This is a genomic window from Streptomyces sp. NBC_00016, from assembly GCF_045040885.1.
GTDB lineage: Bacteria > Actinomycetota > Actinomycetes > Streptomycetales > Streptomycetaceae > Streptomyces > Streptomyces coriariae.
In genome coordinates, this window is record NZ_CP108304.1 from 1,876,178 (window position 1) to 1,898,268 (window position 22,091).

Here is a 22,091-nt window from a genome sequence, read left to right on the forward strand (position 1 = left end):
GGCCGCGCCCTGATCCCCGAGTGTCGGTGTCACCTGCCACAATTGCCGCGCAACCTCAGTGGAGAAGGCGGTACGGGATCGTGACGACACCCGGGTCCATCGAAGTAGGGTCCATCGAAGGCAGGATCGCCGAGGAACTCGGCGTACGGCAGCGGCAGGTGAAGGCCGCCGTGGAGCTGCTCGACGGCGGCTCGACGGTGCCCTTCATCGCCCGCTACCGCAAGGAAGCGACCGAGATGCTCGACGACGCGCAGCTGCGCACGATCGAGGAGCGGCTGCGCTACCTGCGGGAGCTGGAGGAGCGGCGGACTGCGATCCTGGAGTCGGTGGGCGAGCAGGGCAAGCTCACCGACGCGCTCCGGGCGCAGATCCTCGGCGCCGAGACGAAGGCGCGGCTGGAGGACATCTACCTGCCGTACAAGCCCAAGCGGCGCACCAAGGCGCAGATCGCGCGCGAGGCGGGCCTCGAACCGCTCGCCGAGGGACTGCTCGGCGACCCGACGGTCGATCCGCTCGCGGCGGCCGCCGCGTTCGTCGACGCCGACAAGGGCGTCGCCGACCCGCAGGCCGCGCTGGACGGCGCGCGGGCGATCCTCACCGAGCGGTTCTCGGAGGACGCCGACCTGATCGGCGAGCTGCGCGAGCGCATGTGGGGGCGCGGCCGGCTCGCCGCCAAGGTGCGCGACGGCAAGGAGGAGGCGGGCGCGAAGTTCGCCGACTACTTCGACTTCGCCGAGCCGTTCACCGCGCTGCCCTCGCACCGCGTCCTGGCGATGCTGCGCGGCGAGAAGGAGGAGGTCCTCGACCTCGTCCTGGAGCCGGAGGAGCCCGCCGAGCAGCCCGGTCCCTCGTCGTACGAGGGGATCGTGGCACGCCGGTTCGACATCTCCGACCGCGGCCGGCCGGGCGACAAGTGGCTGACGGACACCGTCCGCTGGGCCTGGCGCACCCGCATCCTCGTCCACCTCGGCATCGACCTGCGGCTGCGGCTGCGGACGGCCGCCGAGGACGAGGCCGTCGACGTCTTCGCCGCCAACCTCCGCGACCTGCTGCTCGCCGCCCCGGCCGGCACGCGCGCGACGCTGGGCCTGGACCCCGGCTTCCGGACGGGCGTGAAGGTCGCCGTCGTGGACGCGACCGGCAAGGTCGTCGCCACCGACGTGATCTATCCGCACGTCCCGGCGAACAAGTGGGACGAGGCGATCGCCAAGCTCGCGCGGCTGGCGAAGGAGCACACCGTCGACCTGGTCGCCATCGGCAACGGCACGGCGTCCCGCGAGACCGACAAGCTCGCCGGTGAACTCATCACCAGGCACCCGGAGCTGAATCTCACCAAGGTGATGGTGTCCGAGGCGGGGGCCTCCGTGTACTCGGCCTCCGCCTTCGCCTCCCAGGAACTGCCCGACATGGACGTGTCGCTGCGCGGCGCCGTGTCGATCGCGCGCCGGCTCCAGGATCCGCTCGCCGAGCTGGTGAAGATCGACCCCAAGTCGATCGGTGTCGGCCAGTACCAGCACGACCTGTCCGAGGTGAAGCTGTCGCGTTCGCTGGACGCGGTGGTGGAGGACTGTGTGAACGGCGTGGGCGTGGACGTCAACACGGCCTCGGCGCGGCTCCTGTCCCGGGTGTCCGGCATCTCCACCGGACTCGCCGAGAACATCGTGGCGCACCGGGACGCCAACGGGCCCTTCACCTCGCGTTCCGAGCTGAAGAAGGTGGCCCGGCTCGGCCCGAAGGCGTACGAGCAGTGCGCGGGCTTCCTGCGCATCCGCGGCGGCAGCGACCCGCTGGACTCCTCCAGCGTGCACCCGGAGGCGTACCCGGTGGTGCGGCGCATGGTGAAGACCTCCGGCCAGGACGTGGCGGCCCTCATCGGCAACACGGGCGTGCTGCGCTCACTGCGGCCGACGGACTTCGTGGACGAGACGTTCGGTCTGCCGACCGTCACGGACATCCTCAAGGAGCTGGAGAAGCCCGGGCGCGACCCTCGGCCCGCCTTCAAGACGGCCACCTTCAAGGACGGCGTGGAGAAGATCTCCGACCTGTCCCGCGGGATGGTCCTGGAGGGCGTCGTGACCAATGTGGCGGCCTTCGGGGCGTTCATCGACGTCGGTGTCCACCAGGACGGCCTGGCGCACGTGTCCGCGCTGTCGAAGACGTTCGTCAAGGACCCCAGGGACGTCGTCAAGCCCGGTGACATCGTCAAGGTGAAGGTCCTCGACGTCGACATCCCGCGCAAGCGGATCTCGCTGACGCTGCGGCTGGACGACGAGGCCGCCCCGCAGGGCGGTCAGGGCCAGTCCTCCGGCGGGGGCCGACCGCAGCGGAGCGGCGGGCGCCCGCCGCAGCAGCGGCAGCAGGGCGGCCAGCGCGGCGGAGGTGCCGGCGGTGGCGGTGGCGGTGGCGGCGGTTCGCGCCAGGCGCCGCCTCCGGGCAACAGCGCGATGGCCGACGCTCTGCGCCGGGCGGGCCTCGTCGACCCCAAGAAGGGCAGGCGCTGACAGCGCCGCACGACACCGGGGCCCGGCCCGCCGGGCCCCGGCAGTCCTCGGCAGTCCTCGTCACGAGGACCCGCCTCGGGTGTCCTAGCGCTCGGTCACCTTGCCGTCCGCGACCTCCAGGCGGCGCGTGACATGGACCGCGTCCAGCATGCGCCGGTCGTGGGTGACCAGGAGCAGCGTGCCCTCGTAGGCGTCGAGGGCCGACTCCAGCTGCTCGATCGCCGGGAGGTCCAGGTGGTTGGTCGGCTCGTCGAGGACCAGGAGGTTGACGCCCCGGCCCTGGAGCAGCGCGAGGGCCGCGCGGGTGCGTTCGCCGGGTGACAGGGTGGCCGCCGCACGCGTGACATGGTCCGACTTCAGGCCGAACTTGGCCAGCAGGGTGCGCACCTCGGCCGGTTCGGTGTCGGGTACGGCCGCGCGGAACGCGTCCAGCAGGGACTCTGGTCCGTGGAACAGCTGCCGCGCCTGGTCGACCTCGCCCACCAGGACGCCCGAGCCCAGGGTGGCCTGTCCGGCGTCCAGCGGGACCCGGCCGAGGAGCGCGCCGAGGAGGGTCGACTTGCCCGCGCCGTTCGCGCCGGTGACCGCGACCCGGTCCGCCCAGTCGATCTGCAGGGACACCGGCCCGAAGGTGAAGTCGCCGCGTCGCACCTCGGCCTCGCGCAGGGTGGCGACCACCGCGCCGGAGCGTGGCGCGGACGCGATCTCCATGCGCAGTTCCCACTCCTTGCGCGGCTCCTCGACGGTCTCCAGGCGCTCGATCATGCGCTGGGTCTGCCGGGCCTTCGCGGCCTGCTTCTCGCTGGCCTCGCTGCGGAACTTGCGGCCGATCTTGTCGTTGTCGTTGCTCGCCTTGCGGCGCGCGTTCTTCACGCCCTTGTCCATCCAGGAGCGCTGGGTCTGCGCGCGGTCCTGGAGGGCCGCCTTCTTGTCGGCGTACTCCTCGAAGTCCTCGCGGGCGTGCCGGCGGGCCACGTCCCGCTCCTCCAGGTAGGCGTCGTAGCCGCCGCCGTAGAGGTTGATCTGCTGCTGGGCGAGGTCCAGTTCGAGGACCTTGGTGACCGTGCGGGTGAGGAACTCGCGGTCGTGGCTGACGACGACGGTCCCGGCGCGCAGACCCTTCACGAAGCGCTCCAGGCGCTCCAGGCCGTCGAGGTCGAGGTCGTTGGTCGGCTCGTCGAGCAGGAAGACGTCGTAGCGGGACAGGAGGAGGGAGGCGAGGCCGGCGCGGGCGGCCTGACCGCCGGACAGGGAGGTCATCGGCTGGTCGAGGCCGACTCCGAGGCCGAGCGAGTCGGTGACCTCCTCGGCGCGCTCGTCGAGGTCGGCGCCGCCGAGGTCGAGCCAGCGCTCGAGGCTCGTCGCATAGGCGTCGTCGGCGCCGGGCGCTCCGTCGACCAGGGCCTGGGTGGCCTCGTCCATGGTGCGCTGGGCCTCGGCGACGCCGGTGCGGCGGGCGAGGAAGTCCCGCACGCTCTCGCCGGGGCGGCGCTCCGGTTCCTGGGGCAGATGGCCGACGCTCGCGGTCGGCGGGGAGAGCCTGAGCTCGCCCTGCTCGGGCGCGGTGAGCCCGGCGAGCAGCTTCAGCAGGGTGGACTTGCCCGCGCCGTTGGCACCGACCAGCCCGATCACGTCCCCGGGGGCGACGACGAGGTCGAGCCCGGAGAAGAGGGAGCGGTCGCCGTGGCCGGCGGCGAGGTTCTTGGCGACGAGGGTGGCAGTCATCAGGTCGTAGATCCTAGTGGCCGTCCGGGGGTGCGGTCGCGCCGGATTCCCCGCGATCTCGCTGTGCGGCGGTGCGGTCGGTTAACGTCCGGGCGTGGACACTCGGTTGAGCGGCGATGTGATCGTGGTCGGCGGCGGGGTCATCGGGCTGGCGACGGCCGTCGTGCTCGCCGAGCGCGGCCTGCGGGTCCGGATCTGGACGCGCGACCCGGTCGAGCGGACGACCTCGGCCGTGGCCGGCGCGCTGTGGTGGCCGTACCACATCGAGCCGATGGCGCGGGCGCGCGCGTGGGCGCTGCGCTCGCTGGAGATCTACGAGCAGCTCGCCGAGCGGCCCGGGGAGACCGGGGTGCGCCTGGTCGACGGGATCCTCGGCGAGACCGACCTGGAGGAGGTCGAGGGCTGGGCGGCAGGCCGGCTGGCCGGGCTGCGCCGGACGACGGCACGTGAGTACGGCGTGGGGCCCGGCGTCCGGGCCCGGCTGCCGCTGATCGACATGTCGGCCTATCTGCCCTGGCTCCGGCGGCGGCTGCTGCGGGCGGGCGGCACGATCGAGGAGCGCACGGTGACCGACCTGGCTCAGGCCGAGGCGCCGGTGGTGGTGAACTGCACGGGGCTGGACGCCGGGCGGCTGGCGGCGGACCCGTCGGTGCGGCCCGTACGGGGGCAGCTCGTCGTCGTGGAGAACCCCGGCATCGACACCTGGCTCGTCTCCACCGGCCCGGACGGCGAGACGGCCTATCTGTTCCCGCACGCCGGGCGGCTGGTGCTGGGCGGTACGGCGCAGGACGACGTGTGGTCGCTGGAACCGGATCCGAAGGTGGCCGAGGCGATCGTGCGGCGCTGCGCGGCCCTGCGGCCGGAGGTCGCCGGGGCGCGGGTCCTGGAGCACCGGGTCGGGCTGCGGCCGGTCCGGGGCACGGTTCGGCTGGAGCGGGCGGAGCTGCCGGACGGGCGGACGGTGGTGCACCACTACGGGCACGGCGGGGCGGGCGTGACGGTGGCGTGGGGCTGTGCGGAGGAGGCGGCCGGGCTGGTGCTCCCGGCCGCCTCCTGACCCCGCCTGCGGGATTACGGGATCCGGTACGTGTGATGCGGTGTCCGTACGCCGTCCGGGGACCGGGCGTCGGGGGTGGCGGCCGCCGCCGATCCGGACGTGGCGCGGGCGAAGGCGTCGGCGCCTCCGACGAACGGGACCCGGGCCGAGGTGCGGGACAGGTCCAGGGTGAGGGTGGGGGTGTCGGCGGGCGGGTCGATGAGGTCCCGGTCGGTGCCCGCGACGATCAGGGCGAGCCGGTGACCGGCCGGGACGACATGGTCGGTGGCCGCCAGGTCGAGGGTGAGGGTGTACGCCCTGCCCGGGGTGAGCGGGACGCCCTTGCCGGGGTCGGCGTAGGTGCCGAGGTCGGCCCAGCCGCGGCTGACGACCGTCCGACCGACGTCGACGGTCTTGGCGGCGGTCTCCCGGAAGCAGGCGCTGTCGCCCGTGGTGCTCGCGCCCCAGCAGGTGCGGTCGGTGAGGGTGCTGATGCCCTCGCCGCTCGCCGCGTAGTCGCGGATGGTGTCGGGGCCGAGGTCGACGAGGACGGCGCTCAGGTGGGCCGTCGCGGTGGTGGGCGTGGCGGTGACGGTGACCTGGGAGGAGCCGGACAGACGCAGGTCACGGGTGAGGGGCCCGGTGACGAATCCGGCCTTGTCGGGGGTCGGGGTGTCGATCTGCGCGGCCCACTCGGTCTCGCTCAGCCGCGGGTCGTCGGTGAAGGCGGCGGTGCCCGTGCCCTTGCGCAGGCCGAGGGTGCCGACGCCGGGCCGGTCGCCGGTGGAGGGGCGCAGGGTGGCGGTCCGGGTGCCGTGCGGCGGCCAGACGGTGGAGGTGACCCAACTGTCGGGGTGGCGTTCGATGTCGGCCATGGGTTCGCGGTCGATGCCGTTGTCGTAGCCGAGGAGTTCGTGGTCGAACCAGCGGTGCAGGGTGTCCACCCAGGCGGCGCGGCGGAAGTCGAAGGGGTCGACGTGGCCGGTCTGGGAGAGCCAGATCTTGCGCTCGACCCCGTTCTTCGCGAGGGCGTCCCACCACTGGCCGAGGTGCTTGGTGCGGACGTTGAGGTCCTGCAGGCCGTGGATGAGGAAGACGCTCGCCTTCACCTTGCGCGCGTCCTCGACGTAGTCGCGCTCGGTCCACAGCGATGTCAGGTCGCCGGTGCGCGGGGCCTCGTCCACGAGTTCCCGCTGGACGGCGGCGCACCTGGCGCGGGCTTCGGGGCTGTCGACGTAGTCGGAGAGCCAGTCGGGTCCGGAGTCGTAGAGGGGGGCGCCCTGGGCGAAGTAGTAGTCGTACCAGGAGGAGATGGCGGCGATCGGGACGATGGTCTTCAGGCCCTTCACGCCGGTGGCGGCCACGCCGTTGGCTATGGTGCCGTCCCAGCTCTTGCCGATCATGCCGGTTCTGCCGTTGGTCCAGCCCGCCTTGGCGGTCGTGGTGCCGGTGCGGGTGGTGTACGCCCTGGCACGGCCGTTCAGCCAGTCGACGACGGCCTTGGCGGACTGGATGTCGGAGCGTCCCCCGACGTCGACGCAGCCGTCGGAGCGGTTGGTGCCGGCCAGGTCGACGCCGACGAAGGCGTAGCCGCGCGGCACGAAGTAGTTGTCGTAGAAGAGCGGCATCTGCACGACGTTCCCGGCGGCGTCGTACGTCTTGCGCTGGCTGTCGTTGCCGCGTCCGCAGCAGGAGTAGTAGGGGCTGGCGTCCATGACGACGGGCACCTTGCGGCCCTGTGCGGCGAGTTCGCGGGGGCGGACGATGTCGACGGCGACGCGGTCCCTCTTTCCGTCGCTGTCGCCGTCGAGTCCGGTGTCCACCCAGACGGCCTCGCGGATGGCGTTCTCGTACGCATACACGGGCCGGCTCTCGCGCGGGGCGCTGTGGGCCGCGGCCGGGGTGAGGAAGGAGGCCACCAGGAGGGTGATGGCGGCGGTCGCGAGCGGTCTCCAGATCATGAAGCGCATGCGTGTCGACATGCGCGGGACGGTACTCGGGTCAACTCCCGTGCAGAAGAGGGCAGCTGTGGCTCAGCTGTGGCCGGAAAACGCCCCTGCGGAGGGGCTGCCCGTGACGGCCGAATGGCGATCGTGTGACAGGGGTGGCGGTGGGCAGGCCCTGGGACACAGGGAGTCAATAGGCTCCGAACAGACCGCGTGACTCAACGACTTGGAGCTTTCGTGCACCGCAGAATCATCGCGCCGGGCGCACTCGCTGCCGCGTCCGTGTTGCTGGCGATCCCGGCATCGGCCGCGAGCGCCTCCCCCGGCGCCCCGGGCATCGGCGACCCCTACTACCCGGCGTACGGCAACGGCGGATACGACGTCTCCCACTACGACCTGCGGCTGAAGTACCAGCCGGCCACGGACGAGTTGGACGGGACGGCGACGATCCTGGCGAAGACCACGCAGGAGCTGTCCCGGTTCGATCTGGACTTCCTGCTCGACGTGAGCGAGGTACGGGTCAACGGCGCCGTGGCGGCGTTCACGACCTCGGGCGAGCACGAGCTGGAGATCACGCCGAAGACGCCGCTGGCGAAGGGCGCGACGGTCACGGTCGTGGTGCGGTACAGCGGAATCCCGTCCTCGAAGCAGGCGTACGGTTTCACCAGTTGGCACCGCACCGCGGACGGCGGGGTCGGCGCCAACGAGCCCGAGGCGGCCTGGTGGTGGTTCCCCAGCAACGACCACCCGCTCGACAAGGCCACCTACGACGTGTCGGTGCTGGTGCCCGACGGCTCGCAGGCCATCTCCAACGGAACCCTCCAGTCGACGAGTTCACGACTGGGCTGGACCCGCTACAACTGGCGGTCCAACAAGCCGCAGGCCACCTATCTGGCCACCCTCGCCGTCGGGAAGTTCGACATCACCACCGGGACGACCGAGAGCGGGATCCCGGTCGTGAACGCCTACAGCAAGGACCTGGGCGACAACGCCGGCGCGGCGCGGGCGAGCATCGAGCGGACCGGGGAGATCGCCGACTGGCTCAGCGGGTACTTCGGGCCGTATCCCTTCGACGCGCTCGGCGGGTACGTGCCGAACACCAACACCGGATACGCGCTGGAGACGCAGACCCGGCCCTTCTACAGCCCCCGGCAGTTCGCGAACGGCTCCAACGTCTCCGTGGTCGTGCACGAGTTGGCGCACCAGTGGTACGGCGACCACGTGTCCGTGGCGGGGTGGAAGGACATCTGGCTGAACGAGGGCTTCGCCCGGTACGCGCAGTGGCTGTGGTCCGAGCACGAGGGCGAGGGCACGGCGCAGGAACTCGCGGACTACGTGTACGCCTCGCACCCGGCCGACGACGCGTTCTGGACGGTGAAGCCCGGCGACCCGGGCGCGGCGAACCAGTTCGACATCGCCGTCTACGACCGGGGCGCACTGGCGGTCCAGGCGCTGCGCAACGAGATCGGCGACGACGCCTTCTTCGCCGTCCTGAAGGGCTGGCCGAAGAAGCACGCGTACGGCAACGCGAGCGTCGCCGACCTCCAGAAGTACGCCGAGCAGATCTCCGGGAAGGAACTGGGCCCCCTGTTCGACACCTGGCTGTTCCAGCCGGCGAAGCCTGCCGCGCCCGCGGCGCGGACGGCGTCGATCGCGAAGGTGTCGGCCGCTCCCGCGCAGCCGAAGTCCTGGAAGAAGATCGCGGCGACGAACGACGTGCACGAGCACTGAGCCTCGTCGCCGCCCGCTGCCGCCCCGAACTCCGAACTCCCGCCTGACGCAGGGGCACCTGGCCCGGTCGGTGCTACCGCCCGGTGGCAGCCGCCCGGGCCAGGAGTGCCTCGCGCGACAGGGCGGCGCTCTCCGTGGCCGGCACCGTGCAGGCGTACGCGCCGGCCAGCGCGCCGTACTCGGCGCACCGGTGCGGCGGCTCGCCGCCCAGCCGGCCGAAGAGGAAGGCGGACGCGAAGGCGTCCCCCGCGCCGTTGGAGTCGACCACCGGGCCGGGCGGGACGGCGGCCGGGACGTGGGTCAGCTCGCCGTCGGTGAGCAGATAGGCGCCCTTGGCGCCGGCCGTGGCGACGACCACCTCGGCGCGGCCCCGCTCGGCGATACGGCGCATGGTCGTCTCCGGGTCGGTCAGGGCGGTCACGGAGACGAAGACGACGTCCGCCTCGTAGGCGAAGGCCTCGTGGTAGGGGTTCTCCCCGTCCCAGTTGTGCAGGTCCGTGGAGATACCGACGCCCGCCTCGCGCAGTACGGGCAGGGCCTCGGCGCCGGGGTGGGTGATGGACACGTGCGCGTGGCGGCTCGCGGCGGCGAGGCGCCGCAGGGTGTCCTCGGGGAAGCGGTCGTCCGGGCGCCCGCGGCTGTTGTCGTACAGCGACAGCCGCCGCCCGTCCGGGCCGACCAGGTTGACCGCCCGCTTGGTCCCGGCGGGCTGCGGGACGGCGGTGAGGGCGATCTTCTTGTCCCGGTGCAGGGCGCGGACCAGGTCTCCCTCGGGGTCGTCGCCCAGGAAGTCGAGGTGGTGGGTGCGCAGACCGAGGGCGGTGAGACCCAGGGCGACGAAGTCGCCGGTCTGTCCCGCGCGGGCGCGGATACCGCTGTCGATCATGTAGCTGTCGGCGTACGGGAGCGGCAGCTCCGGTACGTACACGATCGTGTCCACGCCCGCCCCGCCCAGGACCAGGACGTCGATGTCCTCGGCGTGCTCGATGTTCCCGGTGCTCGTGCTCCCGGTGTTCCCGGCGCTCGTGCTCCCCGTGTTCTCGTCGTCGGCGCTCATGGGCGCTGCCCCTCCCCGTGGTCGTACACCGTCACCGCGACGCCCCGCTCGACCAGCCGCTCGGTGACGAGCGGTTCGACGCGGGACCACTTGCCGCCGGCCAGACCGCAGCCTATCCGGGGCATGTGCACCGACGCGCCGAGTTCGATCGCCCGGTCGGCGAGGCGGGCCAGGGCGGTGTCGATGGCCGGGTAGCGCACGGGGACGCCCTTGCTGCCCGTCCGGGTGCCGCGCTGGCCGATCATGTTGGCGACCCAGAGATCGGGCTTCACCTGGACGAGCTGGAGCGCGCCCAGGCCGAAGTCGTTCGACGCGCGCTCGCGGTGCCAGGCACGGTAGGCGGCCTCCGGCTCCGGCCAGCGGCGGGACAGCGCCAGGACGAAGCCCTTCCCCCATCCCCCGAGGTCGTTGCAGACATGGGCGATCACCTTGACGCCCTTCACCGACGGAACGGTGGCGTCACCCCGGACGTAAGTGATCTCCGACATGACGCCACCGTAGGCGATGCCACCGACAGTGGCTCCGAGCTGCCCCTTCGCCTGCTGCCTCGCCCGTTACTCCGTGGGCCGGGACAGCTCCGTCAGTTCGGCGTCCGTCGCCTTGGAAACCCTGCTGCGGACCGCGTACCAGCCGCCGACCAGGGCGGCCGCGATCACCGGGATCAGCAGGAGCGTCTTGCGGCCGACCTCGGGGTCGTTCCCCATCAGGCCGAGGACGGCGACCAGGAAGGCGATCGTGACGATCTCGGTGACCGGGCTGCCGGGGAGCCGGAAGTCGGGACGGGTGACGAGGCCTGCCCTGGCGCGCCGGACGAAGACCAGGTGGCAGACCATGATGATCACCCAGGTGCTGATGATGCCGAGGGAGGCGATGTTCAGCACGATCTCGAAGGCCTGGCTGGGCATGAGGAAGTTCAGCCCGACACCCAGCACACAGACACCGCAGGTCAGCAGGATGCCGCCGTAGGGGACCTGGCTGCGGTTCATCCGGGCGGTGAACTTCGGGGCCGAACCCGCCATGGCCATGGAGCGCAGGATGCGGCCGGTGGAGTACAGGCCGGAGTTCAGGGAGGACATGGCGGCCGTGAGGACCACCAGGTTCATCACGTCACCGGCGCCCGAGACACCGATCTTCGACAGCACGGTCACGAAGGGGCTCTCGTCGGCCGAGTAGGCCGAGCCGGGCAGCAGCAGCGCGAGCAGGACGACGGAGCCGACGTAGAAGAGGCCGACGCGCCACATGATCGAGTTCACCGCGCGCGGGACGACCTTCTCCGGCTCGGCGGTCTCGCCCGCGGCGACGCCGACCAGCTCCAGCGCGGCGTAGGCGAAGATCACGCCCTGCATGACGAGGACGACGGGCATCATGCCGTGCGGGAGGAGACCGCCGTGGTCCGTGATCACGCTCGGGCCGGGCGTCTGTCCGTCCACCTGGTGCTGGGTGGCGAGCAGGAAGATGCCGACGCACATGAAGGCGACCAGGGTGGCGACCTTGACGATCGCGAACCAGAACTCCATCTCGCCGAAGATCTTCACCGAGATCAGGTTCACGGCCAGCACGACCGCGAGGGCGACGAGCGCGAGCACCCACTGGGGGATGCTCGTGAACATGCTCCAGTAGTGCGTGTACAGCGCGATCGCGGTGATGTCGGCGATGCCGGTCGTCGACCAGTTCAGGAAGTACATCCACCCGGCGACATAGGCGCCCTTCTCTCCGAGGAACTCGCGCGCGTAGGACACGAAGGAGCCGGAGGAGGGCCGGTAGAGGACCAGCTCCCCGAGGGCGCGGACCACGAAGAAGGCGAAGACGCCGCAGACGAGGTAGGCGAGCGCGAGGGCCGGGCCGGCGTTGTGCAGGCGTCCTCCGGCGCCCAGGAAGAGGCCGGTGCCGATGGCGCCGCCGATGGCGATCATGTTGACGTGGCGGTGCTTGAGGTCCTTGCTGTAGCCGGCGTCGCCCGCGTCCGCGGGTGTCGCGGTCGCCTGGGGGTGGGCGGCGACGTCGGCCGTGCGCAGGCTGTCCTTGCTCACGGGTGGTACCACTCTCTGGTGCGCCCGGGCGGGGTGTGCCCGGGTGTCCGTACGGTCGTGGCCCGCGGCTCCCGGGTAGGGGCACAGACCAAGGCAGCAGCTTCCCAGAGGCACCGGGGGCATGCGGTGGTCCATGTCACAGCGCGTCACTTCTCACACGGTGTCCACCAGGAGTCGACCGGTTTCACAGCACCGGTGTGACAGCGATACTGCTGCACATGACGATCGAGACCGAGGATCCGGCCCTCACGGTCGACGAGCTGGCCGCCCGGGCGGGCGTCACGGTACGGACGGTGCGGTTCTACGGCACCAAGGGGCTGCTGCCGCCGCCGGTCATCGGTCCGCGCCGGGTGGGGCACTACGGTGCCGGGCATCTGGCGCGCCTGGCGCTGATCGAGGAGCTGCGCCGGCAGGGCCTGACACTGGCGGCGATCGAACGCTATCTGGACCGGCTGCCGCCCGGTCTCGACGCCCACGACCTCGCCGTGCACCGGGCCGTGGTGGCCTCGTGGGCGCCGGTCGCGGTGGAGACGGTGCCGCGCGCGGAGCTGCAGCGACGGGCCGGGCGGGCGCTCGGCGAGGAGGACGTGGACCGGCTCGTCGCGATGGGCGTGCTGGACACCGCTGACCCGGCAGGCGAGGACGCGTACCGCGTCGACGCGGGGCTGCTGCGGCTGGGCGTGCGGCTCCTCGACGTGCCGCTGTCGCCGGAGGCGATCCTCGCGGCCCGGACCGTCCTCCTCGACCACGCGCGCGCCGCGGCCCACGAGCTGTCGCGGCTGCTGCGCGAGGAGGTGCCGGAGCGCGACGCGCAGGCGGTGAGGTCGCTGTCGGCGCACATGCAGCCCCTGGTCGTCCAGGCGCTGCTGACCGCCTTCCAGCGGTCGCTGACGGAGGAGCTGCGGGAGTGGCTCGGGGAGCCGCCGGCGGACGGCTCCCCGTGACGGCCCGGTGGCTCAGCGCCCGTCCGTGAAGGTCTCCCCCCGCTCCGCCTTCTCCACCAGCAGCGCGGGCGGGGTGAAGCGGTCGCCGTAGCGCTCGGCGAGCTGACGCGCGCGGGCCACGAATCCGGGGAGCCCCGTGCCCACCTCGCCTTCGCCCTCGTAGCCGTTGATGTACTGCAGGACCCCGCCGGTCCAGCCGGGGAAGCCGATACCGAAGAGGGAGCCGATGTTGGCGTCCGCGACGGACGTCAGGACTCCCTCTTCGAGGAGCTTGACGGTGTCGAGTGCCTCGGCGAAGAGCATGCGTTCCTGCATGTCCCGGAAGGGGATCTCGGCGCCCGCGCGCGTGAAGTGCTCGCGCAGGCCCGGCCACAGCCCGGCCCGCCCGCCGTCCTCGCCGTACTCGTAGAAGCCGGCTCCGCCACTGCGGCCGGTGCGGCCGAACTCGTCGACCATGCGGTCGATGACGGCCTCGGCGGGGTGGCCGGGCCAGACACCGCCCGCCTCCTCCACGGCCCTCCTGGACTCGTTGCGGATCTTGCGCGGGAGGGTGAGCGTGAGCTCGTCCATCAGGGACAGGACCTTGGCCGGGTAGCCCGCCTGGGCCGCCGCCTGCTCCACGGACGCGGGCTCGATGCCCTCGCCGACCATGGCGACGCCCTCGTTGATGAAGTGGCCGATCACCCGTGAGGTGAAGAAGCCGCGCGAGTCGTTGACGACGATCGGCGTCTTCTTGATCTGCCGGACCAGGTCGAAGGCGCGCGCGAGCGCTTCGTCGCCGGTGCGCTCGCCCTTGATGATCTCGACGAGCGGCATCTTGTCCACGGGCGAGAAGAAGTGCAGCCCGATGAAGTCGTCCTGACGCTCGACGCCTTCGGCGAGGGCGGTGATCGGCAGGGTGGAGGTGTTGGAGCACAGCAGGGCGTCGGGGGCGACCACCTGCTCGATCTCCTGGAACACCTTGTGCTTGAGGGAGGTGTCCTCGAAGACGGCCTCGATCACCGCGTCGCAGCCGGCGAGGGCCTGGGGGTCGGCGGTGGGCGTGATGCGGGCGAGCAGCGCGTCCGCCTTCTCCTGGGTCGTACGGCCCCGGGAGACGGCCTTCGCGCACAGCTTCTCGGAGTAGGCCCTGCCCTTGAGGGCGGCCTCCAGGGAGACGTCCTTGAGGACGACGTCGATGCCCGCGCGGGCGCACGAGTAGGCGATGCCCGCGCCCATCATCCCGGCGCCCAGGACGGCCACCTTGCGGACCTGGCGCGGTGCGACGCCCTGGGGGCGGCTGACGCCGGAGTTGACGGCCTGGAGGTCGAAGAAGAACGCCTGGATCATGTTCTTCGACGTCTGTCCGGCGGCCAGTTCGACGAAGTAGCGGGCCTCGATGACCTGCGCGGTCTCGAAGTCGACCTGGGCGCCCTCGACGGCCGCGGCGAGGATGTTCCGCGGGGCCGGGTAGGGGGCGCCGTTGGTCTCCTTGCGCAGGCTGGCCGGGAACGCGGGCAGGTTGGCGGCGAACCGGGGGTTGGACGGGGTGCCGCCCGGGATGCGGTATCCCGGCCTGTCCCAGGGCTGCTGCGACTCGGGGTTCGCGTCGATGAAGGCACGGGCCTTGGCGAGCAGTTCGTCGGGCGAGTCGGCGACCTCGTCGACCAGGCCGTTCTCCAGGGCTCGCCGAGGGCTGTACTGGGTGCCCTTGAGGAGGACCTTGAGGAGGGCGTCGGTGATGCCCAGCAGCCGGACCGTGCGCACCACACCGCCGCCGCCGGGCAGCAGGCCGAGGGTGACCTCGGGGCAGCCGATCTTCGAGCCGGGCGCGTCCAGGGCGACGCGGTGGTGGCAGGCGAGGGCGAGCTCGTAGCCGCCGCCGAGCGCCGCGCCGTTCAGGGCGGCGACGACCGGCTTGCCGAGGGTCTCGATGCGGCGGAGGTTGCGCTTGATCTCCAGTCCGCCGTCCAGCAGCTCCTGGGCCGTCCCGGGGGTGACGCGGATGAGGTCGCGCAGGTCGCCGCCGGCGAAGAACGTCTTCTTCGCGGAGGTGAGGATGATGCCCCGGATGGAGTCCTTCTCGGCCTCCAGACGGTCGGTGACCGCGGCGAGGGAGGCGCGGAAGGCCGCGTTCATGGTGTTCGCGGACTGGTCGGGGTCGTCGAGGACGAGGGTGACGAGGCCGGTGCGGTCCTGTTCCCAGCGGATGGTGGTGCTCTGTGTCATGACAGGGTCTCCGTAGAAGTCTCTGAGTTCCGCCGGGGTGGTCAGACGCGCTCGACGATGGTGGCGATGCCCATGCCGCCGCCGACGCAGAGGGTGGCGAGGCCGTAGCGCTTGTCCTGGCGCTCCAGTTCGTCGACGAGCGAGCCGAGGATCATCGCGCCGGTGGCACCGAGCGGGTGGCCGAGGGCGATGGCGCCGCCGTTGACGTTGACCTTGTCCAGGGACAGGCCCATGTCCTTGACGAAGCGCAGGACGACCGCCGCGAACGCCTCGTTGATCTCGACGAGGTCGATGTCGTCGATGGTCAGGCCGGCCTTGGCGAGGGCCTTGCGGGTGGCGGGCGCGGGGCCGGTGAGCATGATCGTCGGCTCGGAGCCGGAGACCGCCGCGGAGACGATCCGCGCGCGGGGGGTGAGCCCGTGGCGCTCGCCGACCTCCTTGGAGCCGATCGCGACCAGGGAGGCGCCGTCGACGATGCCGGAGGAGTTGCCCGCGTGGTGGACGTGGTCGATCTTCTCCACCCAGTGGTACTTCTGGAGCGCCACCGCGTCGAAGCCGCCCAGCTCGCCGATGTCGGCGAAGGACGGCTTCAGCTTGCCGAGCGAGTCGGCGGTGGTGCCGGGGCGGGGGTGTTCGTCGTGGTCGAGGACGACGAGGCCGCTGCGGTCCTTCACCGGCACCACGGAGCGGTCGAAGCGGCCCTCCTTCCAGGCCGTCGCCGCCCGCTCCTGCGACAGGGCCGCGTACTCGTCGACATCGCGGCGGGAGAAGCCCTCGATGGTGGCGATGAGGTCGGCGCCGATGCCCTGCGGCACGAAGTTGACGGCCAGGTTGGTCATCGGGTCGTTGAACCAGGCGCCGCCGTCCGAGGCCATCGGCACCCGGGACATCGATTCCACCCCGCCGGCCAGAACGAGGTCCTCCCAGCCCGAACGGACCTTCATGGCGGCCAGGTTGACGGCCTCCAGGCCCGAGGCACAGAAGCGGTTCTCCTGCACGCCCGCCACGGTGTCCGGCAGTCCTGCCGCGATCGCGGCGATGCGCGCGATGTCGGAGCCCTGGTCGCCCACGGGGCCGACGACGCCCAGCACGATGTCGTCGATGGCGGCCGGGTCGAGGCCGGGGAAGCGGCTTCGGAGCTCGTGGATGAGGCCGACGACGAGATCGATGGGCTTCGTGCCGTGCAGGGCGCCGTTCGCCTTGCCGCGCCCGCGCGGGGTGCGGATCGCGTCGTACACGTACGCTTCGGTGCTCACTGGTAAGCCTTTCGGGAGGGTGGGCCGTGCGGGGCGGGGTCAGTCGCCCTGGTGCGGGAAGTCCTTCACAGGGGTCGTCGCAGTGGTCGTCTCGGTGGTGGTCGCGGTGGTCGTCGCGTTCGCCTCCGCGGGGGTCCCCGCCGCGGTCTCGGCGGGCGTCCTCACACGGTCCGTCACGAGCTCCGGTATGTCCCAGTCACGGGCCACCTCGCGCGTGTCGGCGCCCGGCCGCGCGGGCCCGGTGCGCACGGCCGTGGGCGTGGCGGAGAACCGGGGCGCGGGGGCCGGCTGGGTGATGCCGCCGTGGTCGGTGAAGGTGCCGCGGGCCGCGAGATGCGGGTGGCGCGGGGCCTCGCGCAGCGACAGCACGGGCGCCACACACGCGTCGGAGCCCTCGAAACGGGCCGTCCACTCGTCCCGGGTGCGGGACCGGAAGCGGGCGGCGACGGCCTCGCGCAGTTCGCCCCAGCGCGTCCAGTCCGTGCGGGCCTCGCGGAGGTCCTCGAGGCCGAGAAGGTCCACGAACGCGTCGTAGAACTGCGGCTCCAGGGCGCCGACGGCCATGTACCCGCCGTCGGCGGTCTCGTAGGTGCCGTAGTACGGACAGCCGCCGTCGAGCAGGTTGGCGGCGCGCCGGTCCTGCCAGCCGCCAGCCGAGAGCATGCCGTGGATCATCGCGGAGAGGTGCGCGGTGCCGTCGACGATGGCCGCGTCGACGACCTGGCCGGTGCCGCTCACGCGCGCGTGGTGCAGAGCGGCGAGGACACCGACGACGAGGTAGAGCGAGCCTCCCGCGTAGTCCCCCAGCAGGTTGGCGGGGACGGGCGGCGGCCGGTCCGGGGTGCCGATCAGGCCGAGCGCGCCGGTGACGGCGATGTAGGAGACGTCGTGACCGGCGCGGTCGGCGAGCGGGCCGTCCTGGCCCCAGCCGGTCATCCGCCCGTAGACCAGACGGGGGTTGCGGGCGTGGCAGTCGCCGGGGCCGACGCCGAGGCGTTCGGCGACACCCGGCCGGTTGCCCTCGATGAGCACGTCGGCGCGGGCGGCGAGGTCGAGCACGCGCGCGGGGCCGTCCGGTGCCTTGAGGTCGACGATCACCGAGCGCTTGTTGCGGTTGGTGATGTCGTGGGCGGGATCGATGGCCAGAGCGGAACCGCCGGGGCGGTCCACGCGGACGACGTCGGCGCCGAGGTCGGCCAGCAGCATGCCCGCGAAGGGGCCGGGGCCGATCCCGGCGAGTTCCACCACACGCACGCCCGCCAGCGGGCCCTGCCCGGCCGTCCGTCCCGTCGTCATCCAGCCCCCTTGCTGTGACACAACCGATGTAACACCAGTGATGTTAAGAACGTGTTCCAGTGGGCACAAGAGGTGAGCGAGCAAGCGCTTAGACACTTTAGGGGCACCTACTGTCGGCCTCCGCACTGCTCACGCTAGCCTCAGCCACCGACAGCGGCGCGGGCTGCGCGACGACGAAGGGGTGTCATGAGCAGGCTGAAAAGGTCGGACCGTCCGTACGACATCGTGCTCTTCGGGGCCACCGGCTTCGTGGGAACGCTCACCGCGGAGTACCTCGCCGCCCACGCGCCCGCCGATCTGCGCTGGGCGATCGCCGGCCGGGGCGAGGAGAAGCTGGAGCGGCTGCGCGAGCGGCTCGGCGGGGACGTCGGGGTGCTGCGGGCCGACGTCTCGGACCCGGCGTCCCTGCGCGCGCTCGCGGAGCAGGCGCGTGTGGTGGCCACGACGGTGGGTCCGTACGTGTCGTACGGCGAGGAACTGGTGGCGGCCTGCGCGGACACCGGCGCCGACTACCTCGACCTCACCGGCGAGCCGGAGTTCGTGGACCTGATGTACGTCCGGCACGACGCACGCGCGCGGGAGACGGGTGCGCGGCTGCTCCACGCGTGCGGCTTCGACTCCGTCCCGCACGACCTGGGCGTGTACTTCACCGTCCGGCAGCTCCCCGAGGGCGTGCCCCTGACCGTGGACGGCTTCGTGTCCGTGGACGCCACCTTCTCGGGCGGCACCTTCGCCTCCGCGCTGGGCCAGTTCGCGCGCGGCCGGCAGATGCTGGCCGCCGCGCGGGAGCGCGGCCGGCACGAACCGCGGCTGATGGGCCGTCGGGCCGCCGCGCCGGTGGGCCCGCCCCGGTTCGCCCCGGAGGTCGGCGCCTGGGCGCTGCCGCTGCCGACCATCGACCCGCAGATCGTGCTGCGGTCGGCGAGGGCGCTGCCGCGTTACGGGCCCGACTTCCGCTACCGGCACTACGCGGCCGTACGGCGGCTGCCCGTCGCCGTGGGCGGGGTCGCGGCGGTCGGCACGCTCGCCGCGGCGGCCCAGCTGCCGCCCGCCCGGCGCTGGTTGTCGGACCGGCTCAAGCCCGGGGAGGGGCCCAGCGCGCAGAAGCGGGCGCGGAGTTGGTTCTCGGTGCGGTTCGTCGGCGAGGGCGGCGGGCGCCGGGTGTGCACCGAGGTGGCGGGCGGCGATCCCGGCTACGACGAGACAGCGAAGATGTTCGCCGAGGCGGCGCTGGCCCTGGCCTGCGACGACCTCCCGCCGACGGCGGGGCAGGTGACGACGGCCGTGGCGATGGGCGACGCGCTGACCGGGCGGTTGACCCGGGCGGGTGTGCGCTTCCGCGTCGCGTCCCGCCGCTGACCGTCCCCGTGCCGAGCCCCCGGCCTCAGACCGGCCACTGCACCAGCGTGTAGATCATGCCCGCGATCCAGCCGACACCCGCCAGCACGGCGAGGATCAGCGCGGCGTTCACGGCACGCTCGACGGGCCGGTTCGGGTCGGCGAGGGGCTTGGGGGCACGGTGCGTGGTCATGGGCCCAGCCTGCCGAGCGGAGCACGGGCCGCACATCCGTACGGGTACTCAGACGACGTACTCAGACACGTGCGCGGACGACGTACTCGGCTCGCGCACTCGGGCGGCCCGCCCGCACGTCCGCGGGTGCCCGGCCGCTCACCCCTCGCCCGTAACCCGATTGGGGACTTTCCGCGCCCCTCCCCCGGTGCCGCACGGGCGCATCGGCCGCCAAGTGCCAACAAGCACTTCAATGAAACGATGGAAGTGACTGATCGGCACGGAAGGGGAGCAGTATGAAGTTCGTTCTCGAAGTCACCGTGGACGAGGGCGCGTCGGCCCAGGACCCGGTGGGTGAGCTGAGCCGCATCCTGCGCTACTGGGGTGGCAACCTGAAGCACTACGCCCTGGAGGCCGGGGACGGGTCGGCGGTCTACGACTCCGCCCACCAGGAGGTCGGTCAGTGGCGGGTGGTCGCCTCCTGAAGGGCCCGCCGGCACAGTGAGTCGGCCCTCCGGGTCGTTTCCGGGAGGCGGAACTGCGGGGTGAGGGCGAGGGTGTGGGCGCAGGCGTCGTCCAGGGTGACGCGGTGGCCGACGGACACGAAGACCGGCTTCACACCCGCCCTGGTGCGCAGCGCACGGCCCACCTCGTCGTCGCCCGCCAGCAGCGGGGACGCCGATCCGCGCGGGGCGTCGGGATCGTCGTACGTGAAGGTGAAGGGGTTCTTGGCGACGCCGACGGTGGGCAGGCCGGTGAGGACGCCCAGGTGGCTGGCTAGGCCGAAGCGGCGCGGGTGGGCCAGGCCGTAGCCGTCGCAGACGACCAGGCCGGGCGGCCGGGGCAGGGCCTCGAGGGCGGCGAGCACGGTGGGGATCTCGCGGAAGGCGAGCAGCCCGGGCACGTACGGGAAGGAGATCCGCCCGACGGCGGTGGCCTCGGCGACGACGTCGAGGCTCGCCGCGTCCAGCACGACGGCCGCCGCCGCGACGACGTCCCGCTCGTCGTCGTAGGCGACGTCGACGCCCGTCACGTACCCCGTGCCGGGCGGCGGCCCCGGTTCGTCGAGCACCACCCGGGCCCGCAGTTCGTCCTGGACGGCGCGGGCCGCTTCCTCGGTCGCGGGCCAGCCCGCCGGAATGTCTACCGTCGTCATCGTGGGGACGAGCGTACGGCTCCCGGGGGCGGACCCGCGATCGTGTTCCGCCGCTGACGCGTCAGTTCTTGTCGCCGAGCGCGCGTTGCAGCTGGCTCTTGTTCATGTCCGAACGGCCCTTGACGCCCCGTCGCCTGGCCTCCTCGTAGAGCTGGTCGTACGTGGGGCCCTGGGAGCCCTTGCCGGAGCGCTGACCGCCCCGCTTGCCGGACGACATGTCCTGGGTGGAGGCGCGACTCGCGGTCCTGGACTCTCCGGACCGGGCGCGTTCCTTGTTGACCGTCCGGGCGGCGATCTCCTTCGCGCGTCCGGCGCTCTCGCCCCGGTCCTGCGCGCTCTCCTTGATGTGCTCGTACTGGCGCTCCCGCTTGGGGCTGGAACCACGCGGCATGGGCGCTCACTCCTTTCGCGTTCGCGCCCACCGGGTACCCCGCAAGCGGCTCAGTTCTCCAGGCGTGCCACGCGCCCCTTTTCGCCGGCGGCCCAGCAGCCGAGGTCGGCGGTGCAGTCCACGGTGTCGTACGAGCCCGTGTCGAGCGTGCGCCAGGTCCGGCCGGCGTCGGTGGTCAGGTCGGTGCCGGTGGGTCCTACGGCGAGGGCGGCTGAGCGGCTGTGCGGGAGCCAGGCGACGCCTGAGCGGTAGGCGGGCGGGGGTGTGCCGGCCGGCCGCCAGGTGCGGCCCGCGTCGCCTGTCGCGGCGGCCGCCCGCGGGGAGGGCTGGTCGGCGCGGTAGTCGCCGCCGACGGCGAGGCCGTGGGTGCGGTCGCGGAAGGCGACGGCGAAGACCCCGCGCGCGGGGTCCCCCGCGGGGATCGGGGTGTCGGCGGCCGTCCACGTCAGTCCGCGGTCGGAGGAGTGCAGCACGCGCGCGCGTGCGGCCCCGCCGGTGGCCAGCCAGACGTCCTTCGTCCCGGAGGCGACCAGGCACTGGCCGCCGGCCGCGAAGCCCGCCTCGCCGTCCAGGGCGGCCGGCATGCCGTCGTTCGGCAGCACCTTCCAGGAGCGGCCGCCGTCGCCGGTCGACAGGATGCGGAACTTTCCGTCCACCGGGTCGCTCATGGCGAGGCCGTGACGGCGGTCGAAGAAGGTCAGGCAGTCGTAGAAGGCGTGGGCGTCGGTGTTGCGGAAGGACTCCGTCCAGGTCGTCCCGCCGTCCTCGGTGCGGTACACCCGCGACGCCTCGCCCTCGCCGATGGCGAGCACCACCGCGCGGCGCTCGTCGAAGGCCTCGATGTCCCGGAACTGGAGGTCGGCGGCGCCGGGTGGCGAGACGTTTCGCCAGCTCTCGCCGCCGTCGGTGGTGCGCAGGACGGTGCCCTCGGTGCCGGACACCCATGCGGTGTGCCGGTCGACCGCCGCGAGGCCCCGGAACCGTACGGAGGCCGTGCCGGTGTCCTTGAGGTCCCAGTGCGGCGCCGCGGGCCCCGATGTGTGCGCCTGGGCGGGCAGGGCGGTCAGGAGGGCCAGTGCCGCCCCGCAGGCCGCCGCAGCCACCCGGCCGTTGCCCCGTGCCGTACGAACCGTGCGTCGCGTCTTCCCCAAGCGCCTCATGGCGGGCGAAGCTAGCCCACGGCTTTCGGCGGCGTCCAGATGCCCGCGATCGCCTCAACCGCCGCACGAGGCACGGGAGGAGAGGTGAGTCACTCGTGTGCATGAAAGACGGTGACCGAGGTCACTCGGAAAGGGTGTGCACGG

18 protein-coding genes are annotated in these 22,091 nt (G+C 72.4%); 6 read left to right on the plus strand and 12 right to left on the minus strand.

Annotation, left to right across the window (positions count from 1 at the left end; genetic code table 11):
* Positions 1–80: 80 nt before the first annotated feature.
* Positions 81–2,501 (plus strand): Tex family protein, encoded by a 2,421-nt coding sequence (locus OG933_RS08450; RefSeq protein ID WP_405626278.1) that lies wholly within the window; start codon positions 81–83, stop codon positions 2,499–2,501.
* An 84-nt stretch (positions 2,502–2,585) separates the two neighbouring features.
* Here the strand turns inward: OG933_RS08450 and OG933_RS08455 are convergent, their stop codons facing one another.
* Positions 2,586–4,226: an ABC-F family ATP-binding cassette domain-containing protein gene (locus tag OG933_RS08455; RefSeq protein WP_362518671.1), complete on the minus strand. Its 1,641-nt coding sequence runs from the start codon at positions 4,224–4,226 to the stop codon at positions 2,586–2,588.
* 94 nt (positions 4,227–4,320) lie between these two features.
* On the opposite strand from OG933_RS08455, the gene OG933_RS08460 reads away from it, so the two are divergent.
* Complete coding sequence (locus tag OG933_RS08460; protein ID WP_405626281.1) at positions 4,321–5,283, plus strand: NAD(P)/FAD-dependent oxidoreductase; 963 nt, start codon at positions 4,321–4,323, stop codon at positions 5,281–5,283.
* 14 nt (positions 5,284–5,297) lie between these two features.
* Here OG933_RS08460 and OG933_RS08465 read toward each other — a convergent pair whose 3' ends face one another.
* Positions 5,298–7,244: a Xaa-Pro dipeptidyl-peptidase gene (locus tag OG933_RS08465; protein ID WP_405626283.1), complete on the minus strand. Its 1,947-nt coding sequence runs from the start codon at positions 7,242–7,244 to the stop codon at positions 5,298–5,300.
* Between the two features lie 201 nt (positions 7,245–7,445).
* Between OG933_RS08465 and OG933_RS08470 the strand changes: the two genes are divergently transcribed.
* Entirely contained in the window at positions 7,446–8,939 is a 1,494-nt protein-coding gene (locus OG933_RS08470; protein ID WP_405626286.1) for a M1 family metallopeptidase, read from the plus strand.
* 73 nt (positions 8,940–9,012) lie between these two features.
* Here the strand turns inward: OG933_RS08470 and OG933_RS08475 are convergent, their stop codons facing one another.
* From OG933_RS08475 to OG933_RS08485, 3 genes are all read right to left on the minus strand, one after another.
* Positions 9,013–9,996: an adenosine kinase gene (locus OG933_RS08475; RefSeq protein WP_405626287.1), complete on the minus strand. Its 984-nt coding sequence runs from the start codon at positions 9,994–9,996 to the stop codon at positions 9,013–9,015.
* Entirely contained in the window at positions 9,993–10,484 is a 492-nt protein-coding gene (locus OG933_RS08480; protein WP_362518658.1) for a macro domain-containing protein, read from the minus strand. The genes OG933_RS08475 and OG933_RS08480 overlap by 4 nt, the downstream gene beginning before the upstream one ends.
* A gap of 66 nt (positions 10,485–10,550) precedes the next feature.
* Positions 10,551–12,026 carry an amino acid permease gene (locus OG933_RS08485; protein ID WP_405626289.1) on the minus strand — a complete coding sequence of 492 codons (1,476 nt, stop codon included), beginning with the start codon at positions 12,024–12,026 and terminating at the stop codon, positions 10,551–10,553.
* A 218-nt stretch (positions 12,027–12,244) separates the two neighbouring features.
* Here OG933_RS08485 and OG933_RS08490 point away from each other — a divergent pair, with 218 nt between their 5' ends.
* Positions 12,245–12,970, plus strand: a complete 726-nt coding sequence (locus OG933_RS08490) for a MerR family transcriptional regulator (RefSeq protein ID WP_362518653.1) — start codon at positions 12,245–12,247, stop codon at positions 12,968–12,970.
* A 12-nt stretch (positions 12,971–12,982) separates the two neighbouring features.
* On the opposite strand, the gene OG933_RS08495 is transcribed toward OG933_RS08490, so the two are convergent.
* From OG933_RS08495 to OG933_RS08505, 3 genes are read right to left on the minus strand one after another with little or no spacing between them, the layout of a single operon-like run.
* A complete protein-coding gene (locus tag OG933_RS08495) occupies positions 12,983–15,178 on the minus strand; it encodes a 3-hydroxyacyl-CoA dehydrogenase NAD-binding domain-containing protein (RefSeq protein ID WP_362518650.1) in 2,196 nt (731 codons plus the stop codon).
* 41 nt (positions 15,179–15,219) lie between these two features.
* Entirely contained in the window at positions 15,220–16,434 is a 1,215-nt protein-coding gene (locus OG933_RS08500) for an acetyl-CoA C-acetyltransferase (RefSeq protein WP_054241377.1), read from the minus strand.
* Positions 16,435–16,473: 39 nt separating this feature from the next.
* Positions 16,474–17,730: a CaiB/BaiF CoA-transferase family protein gene (locus OG933_RS08505; RefSeq protein WP_362518646.1), complete on the minus strand. Its 1,257-nt coding sequence runs from the start codon at positions 17,728–17,730 to the stop codon at positions 16,474–16,476.
* Between the two features lie 186 nt (positions 17,731–17,916).
* On the opposite strand from OG933_RS08505, the gene OG933_RS08510 reads away from it, so the two are divergent.
* Positions 17,917–19,089, plus strand: a complete 1,173-nt coding sequence (locus tag OG933_RS08510; protein ID WP_362518643.1) for a saccharopine dehydrogenase NADP-binding domain-containing protein — start codon at positions 17,917–17,919, stop codon at positions 19,087–19,089.
* A gap of 25 nt (positions 19,090–19,114) precedes the next feature.
* On the opposite strand, the gene mmpA is transcribed toward OG933_RS08510, so the two are convergent.
* The gene (mmpA, locus tag OG933_RS08515; protein WP_020129438.1) at positions 19,115–19,261 is read right to left on the minus strand and encodes a morphogenic membrane protein MmpA; all 147 of its coding nucleotides are present in this window, start codon (positions 19,259–19,261) and stop codon (positions 19,115–19,117) included.
* Between the two features lie 275 nt (positions 19,262–19,536).
* Between mmpA and OG933_RS08520 the strand changes: the two genes are divergently transcribed.
* Entirely contained in the window at positions 19,537–19,725 is a 189-nt protein-coding gene (locus OG933_RS08520; protein ID WP_020129437.1) for a hypothetical protein, read from the plus strand.
* On the opposite strand, the gene OG933_RS08525 is transcribed toward OG933_RS08520, so the two are convergent.
* The 3 genes from OG933_RS08525 to OG933_RS08535 all read right to left on the minus strand — a co-directional run bounded on the left by OG933_RS08525 (position 19,701) and on the right by OG933_RS08535 (position 21,947).
* Positions 19,701–20,396, minus strand: a complete 696-nt coding sequence (locus OG933_RS08525; protein ID WP_405626291.1) for an endonuclease V — start codon at positions 20,394–20,396, stop codon at positions 19,701–19,703. The genes OG933_RS08520 and OG933_RS08525 overlap by 25 nt on opposite strands.
* Positions 20,397–20,457: 61 nt before the next feature.
* The gene (locus tag OG933_RS08530) at positions 20,458–20,787 is read right to left on the minus strand and encodes a plasmid stabilization protein (RefSeq protein ID WP_405626292.1); all 330 of its coding nucleotides are present in this window, start codon (positions 20,785–20,787) and stop codon (positions 20,458–20,460) included.
* 50 nt (positions 20,788–20,837) lie between these two features.
* A complete protein-coding gene (locus OG933_RS08535; RefSeq protein WP_362518633.1) occupies positions 20,838–21,947 on the minus strand; it encodes an oxidoreductase in 1,110 nt (369 codons plus the stop codon).
* Positions 21,948–22,091 lie beyond the last annotated feature (144 nt).

Coding starts and splice junctions, on each gene's coding strand:
- OG933_RS08525 (WP_405626291.1), bottom strand. CDS start 20,396: ATGACGACGGTAGACATTCCGGCGGGCTGGCCCGCGACCGAGGAAGCG.
- OG933_RS08505 (WP_362518646.1), bottom strand. CDS start 17,730: ATGACGACGGGACGGACGGCCGGGCAGGGCCCGCTGGCGGGCGTGCGT.
- OG933_RS08510 (WP_362518643.1), top strand. CDS start 17,917: ATGAGCAGGCTGAAAAGGTCGGACCGTCCGTACGACATCGTGCTCTTC.
- OG933_RS08535 (WP_362518633.1), bottom strand. CDS start 21,947: ATGAGGCGCTTGGGGAAGACGCGACGCACGGTTCGTACGGCACGGGGC.
- OG933_RS08495 (WP_362518650.1), bottom strand. CDS start 15,178: ATGACACAGAGCACCACCATCCGCTGGGAACAGGACCGCACCGGCCTC.
- mmpA (WP_020129438.1), bottom strand. CDS start 19,261: ATGACCACGCACCGTGCCCCCAAGCCCCTCGCCGACCCGAACCGGCCC.
- OG933_RS08490 (WP_362518653.1), top strand. CDS start 12,245: ATGACGATCGAGACCGAGGATCCGGCCCTCACGGTCGACGAGCTGGCC.
- OG933_RS08455 (WP_362518671.1), bottom strand. CDS start 4,226: ATGACTGCCACCCTCGTCGCCAAGAACCTCGCCGCCGGCCACGGCGAC.
- OG933_RS08480 (WP_362518658.1), bottom strand. CDS start 10,484: ATGTCGGAGATCACTTACGTCCGGGGTGACGCCACCGTTCCGTCGGTG.
- OG933_RS08530 (WP_405626292.1), bottom strand. CDS start 20,787: ATGCCGCGTGGTTCCAGCCCCAAGCGGGAGCGCCAGTACGAGCACATC.
- OG933_RS08475 (WP_405626287.1), bottom strand. CDS start 9,996: ATGAGCGCCGACGACGAGAACACGGGGAGCACGAGCGCCGGGAACACC.
- OG933_RS08520 (WP_020129437.1), top strand. CDS start 19,537: ATGAAGTTCGTTCTCGAAGTCACCGTGGACGAGGGCGCGTCGGCCCAG.
- OG933_RS08465 (WP_405626283.1), bottom strand. CDS start 7,244: ATGTCGACACGCATGCGCTTCATGATCTGGAGACCGCTCGCGACCGCC.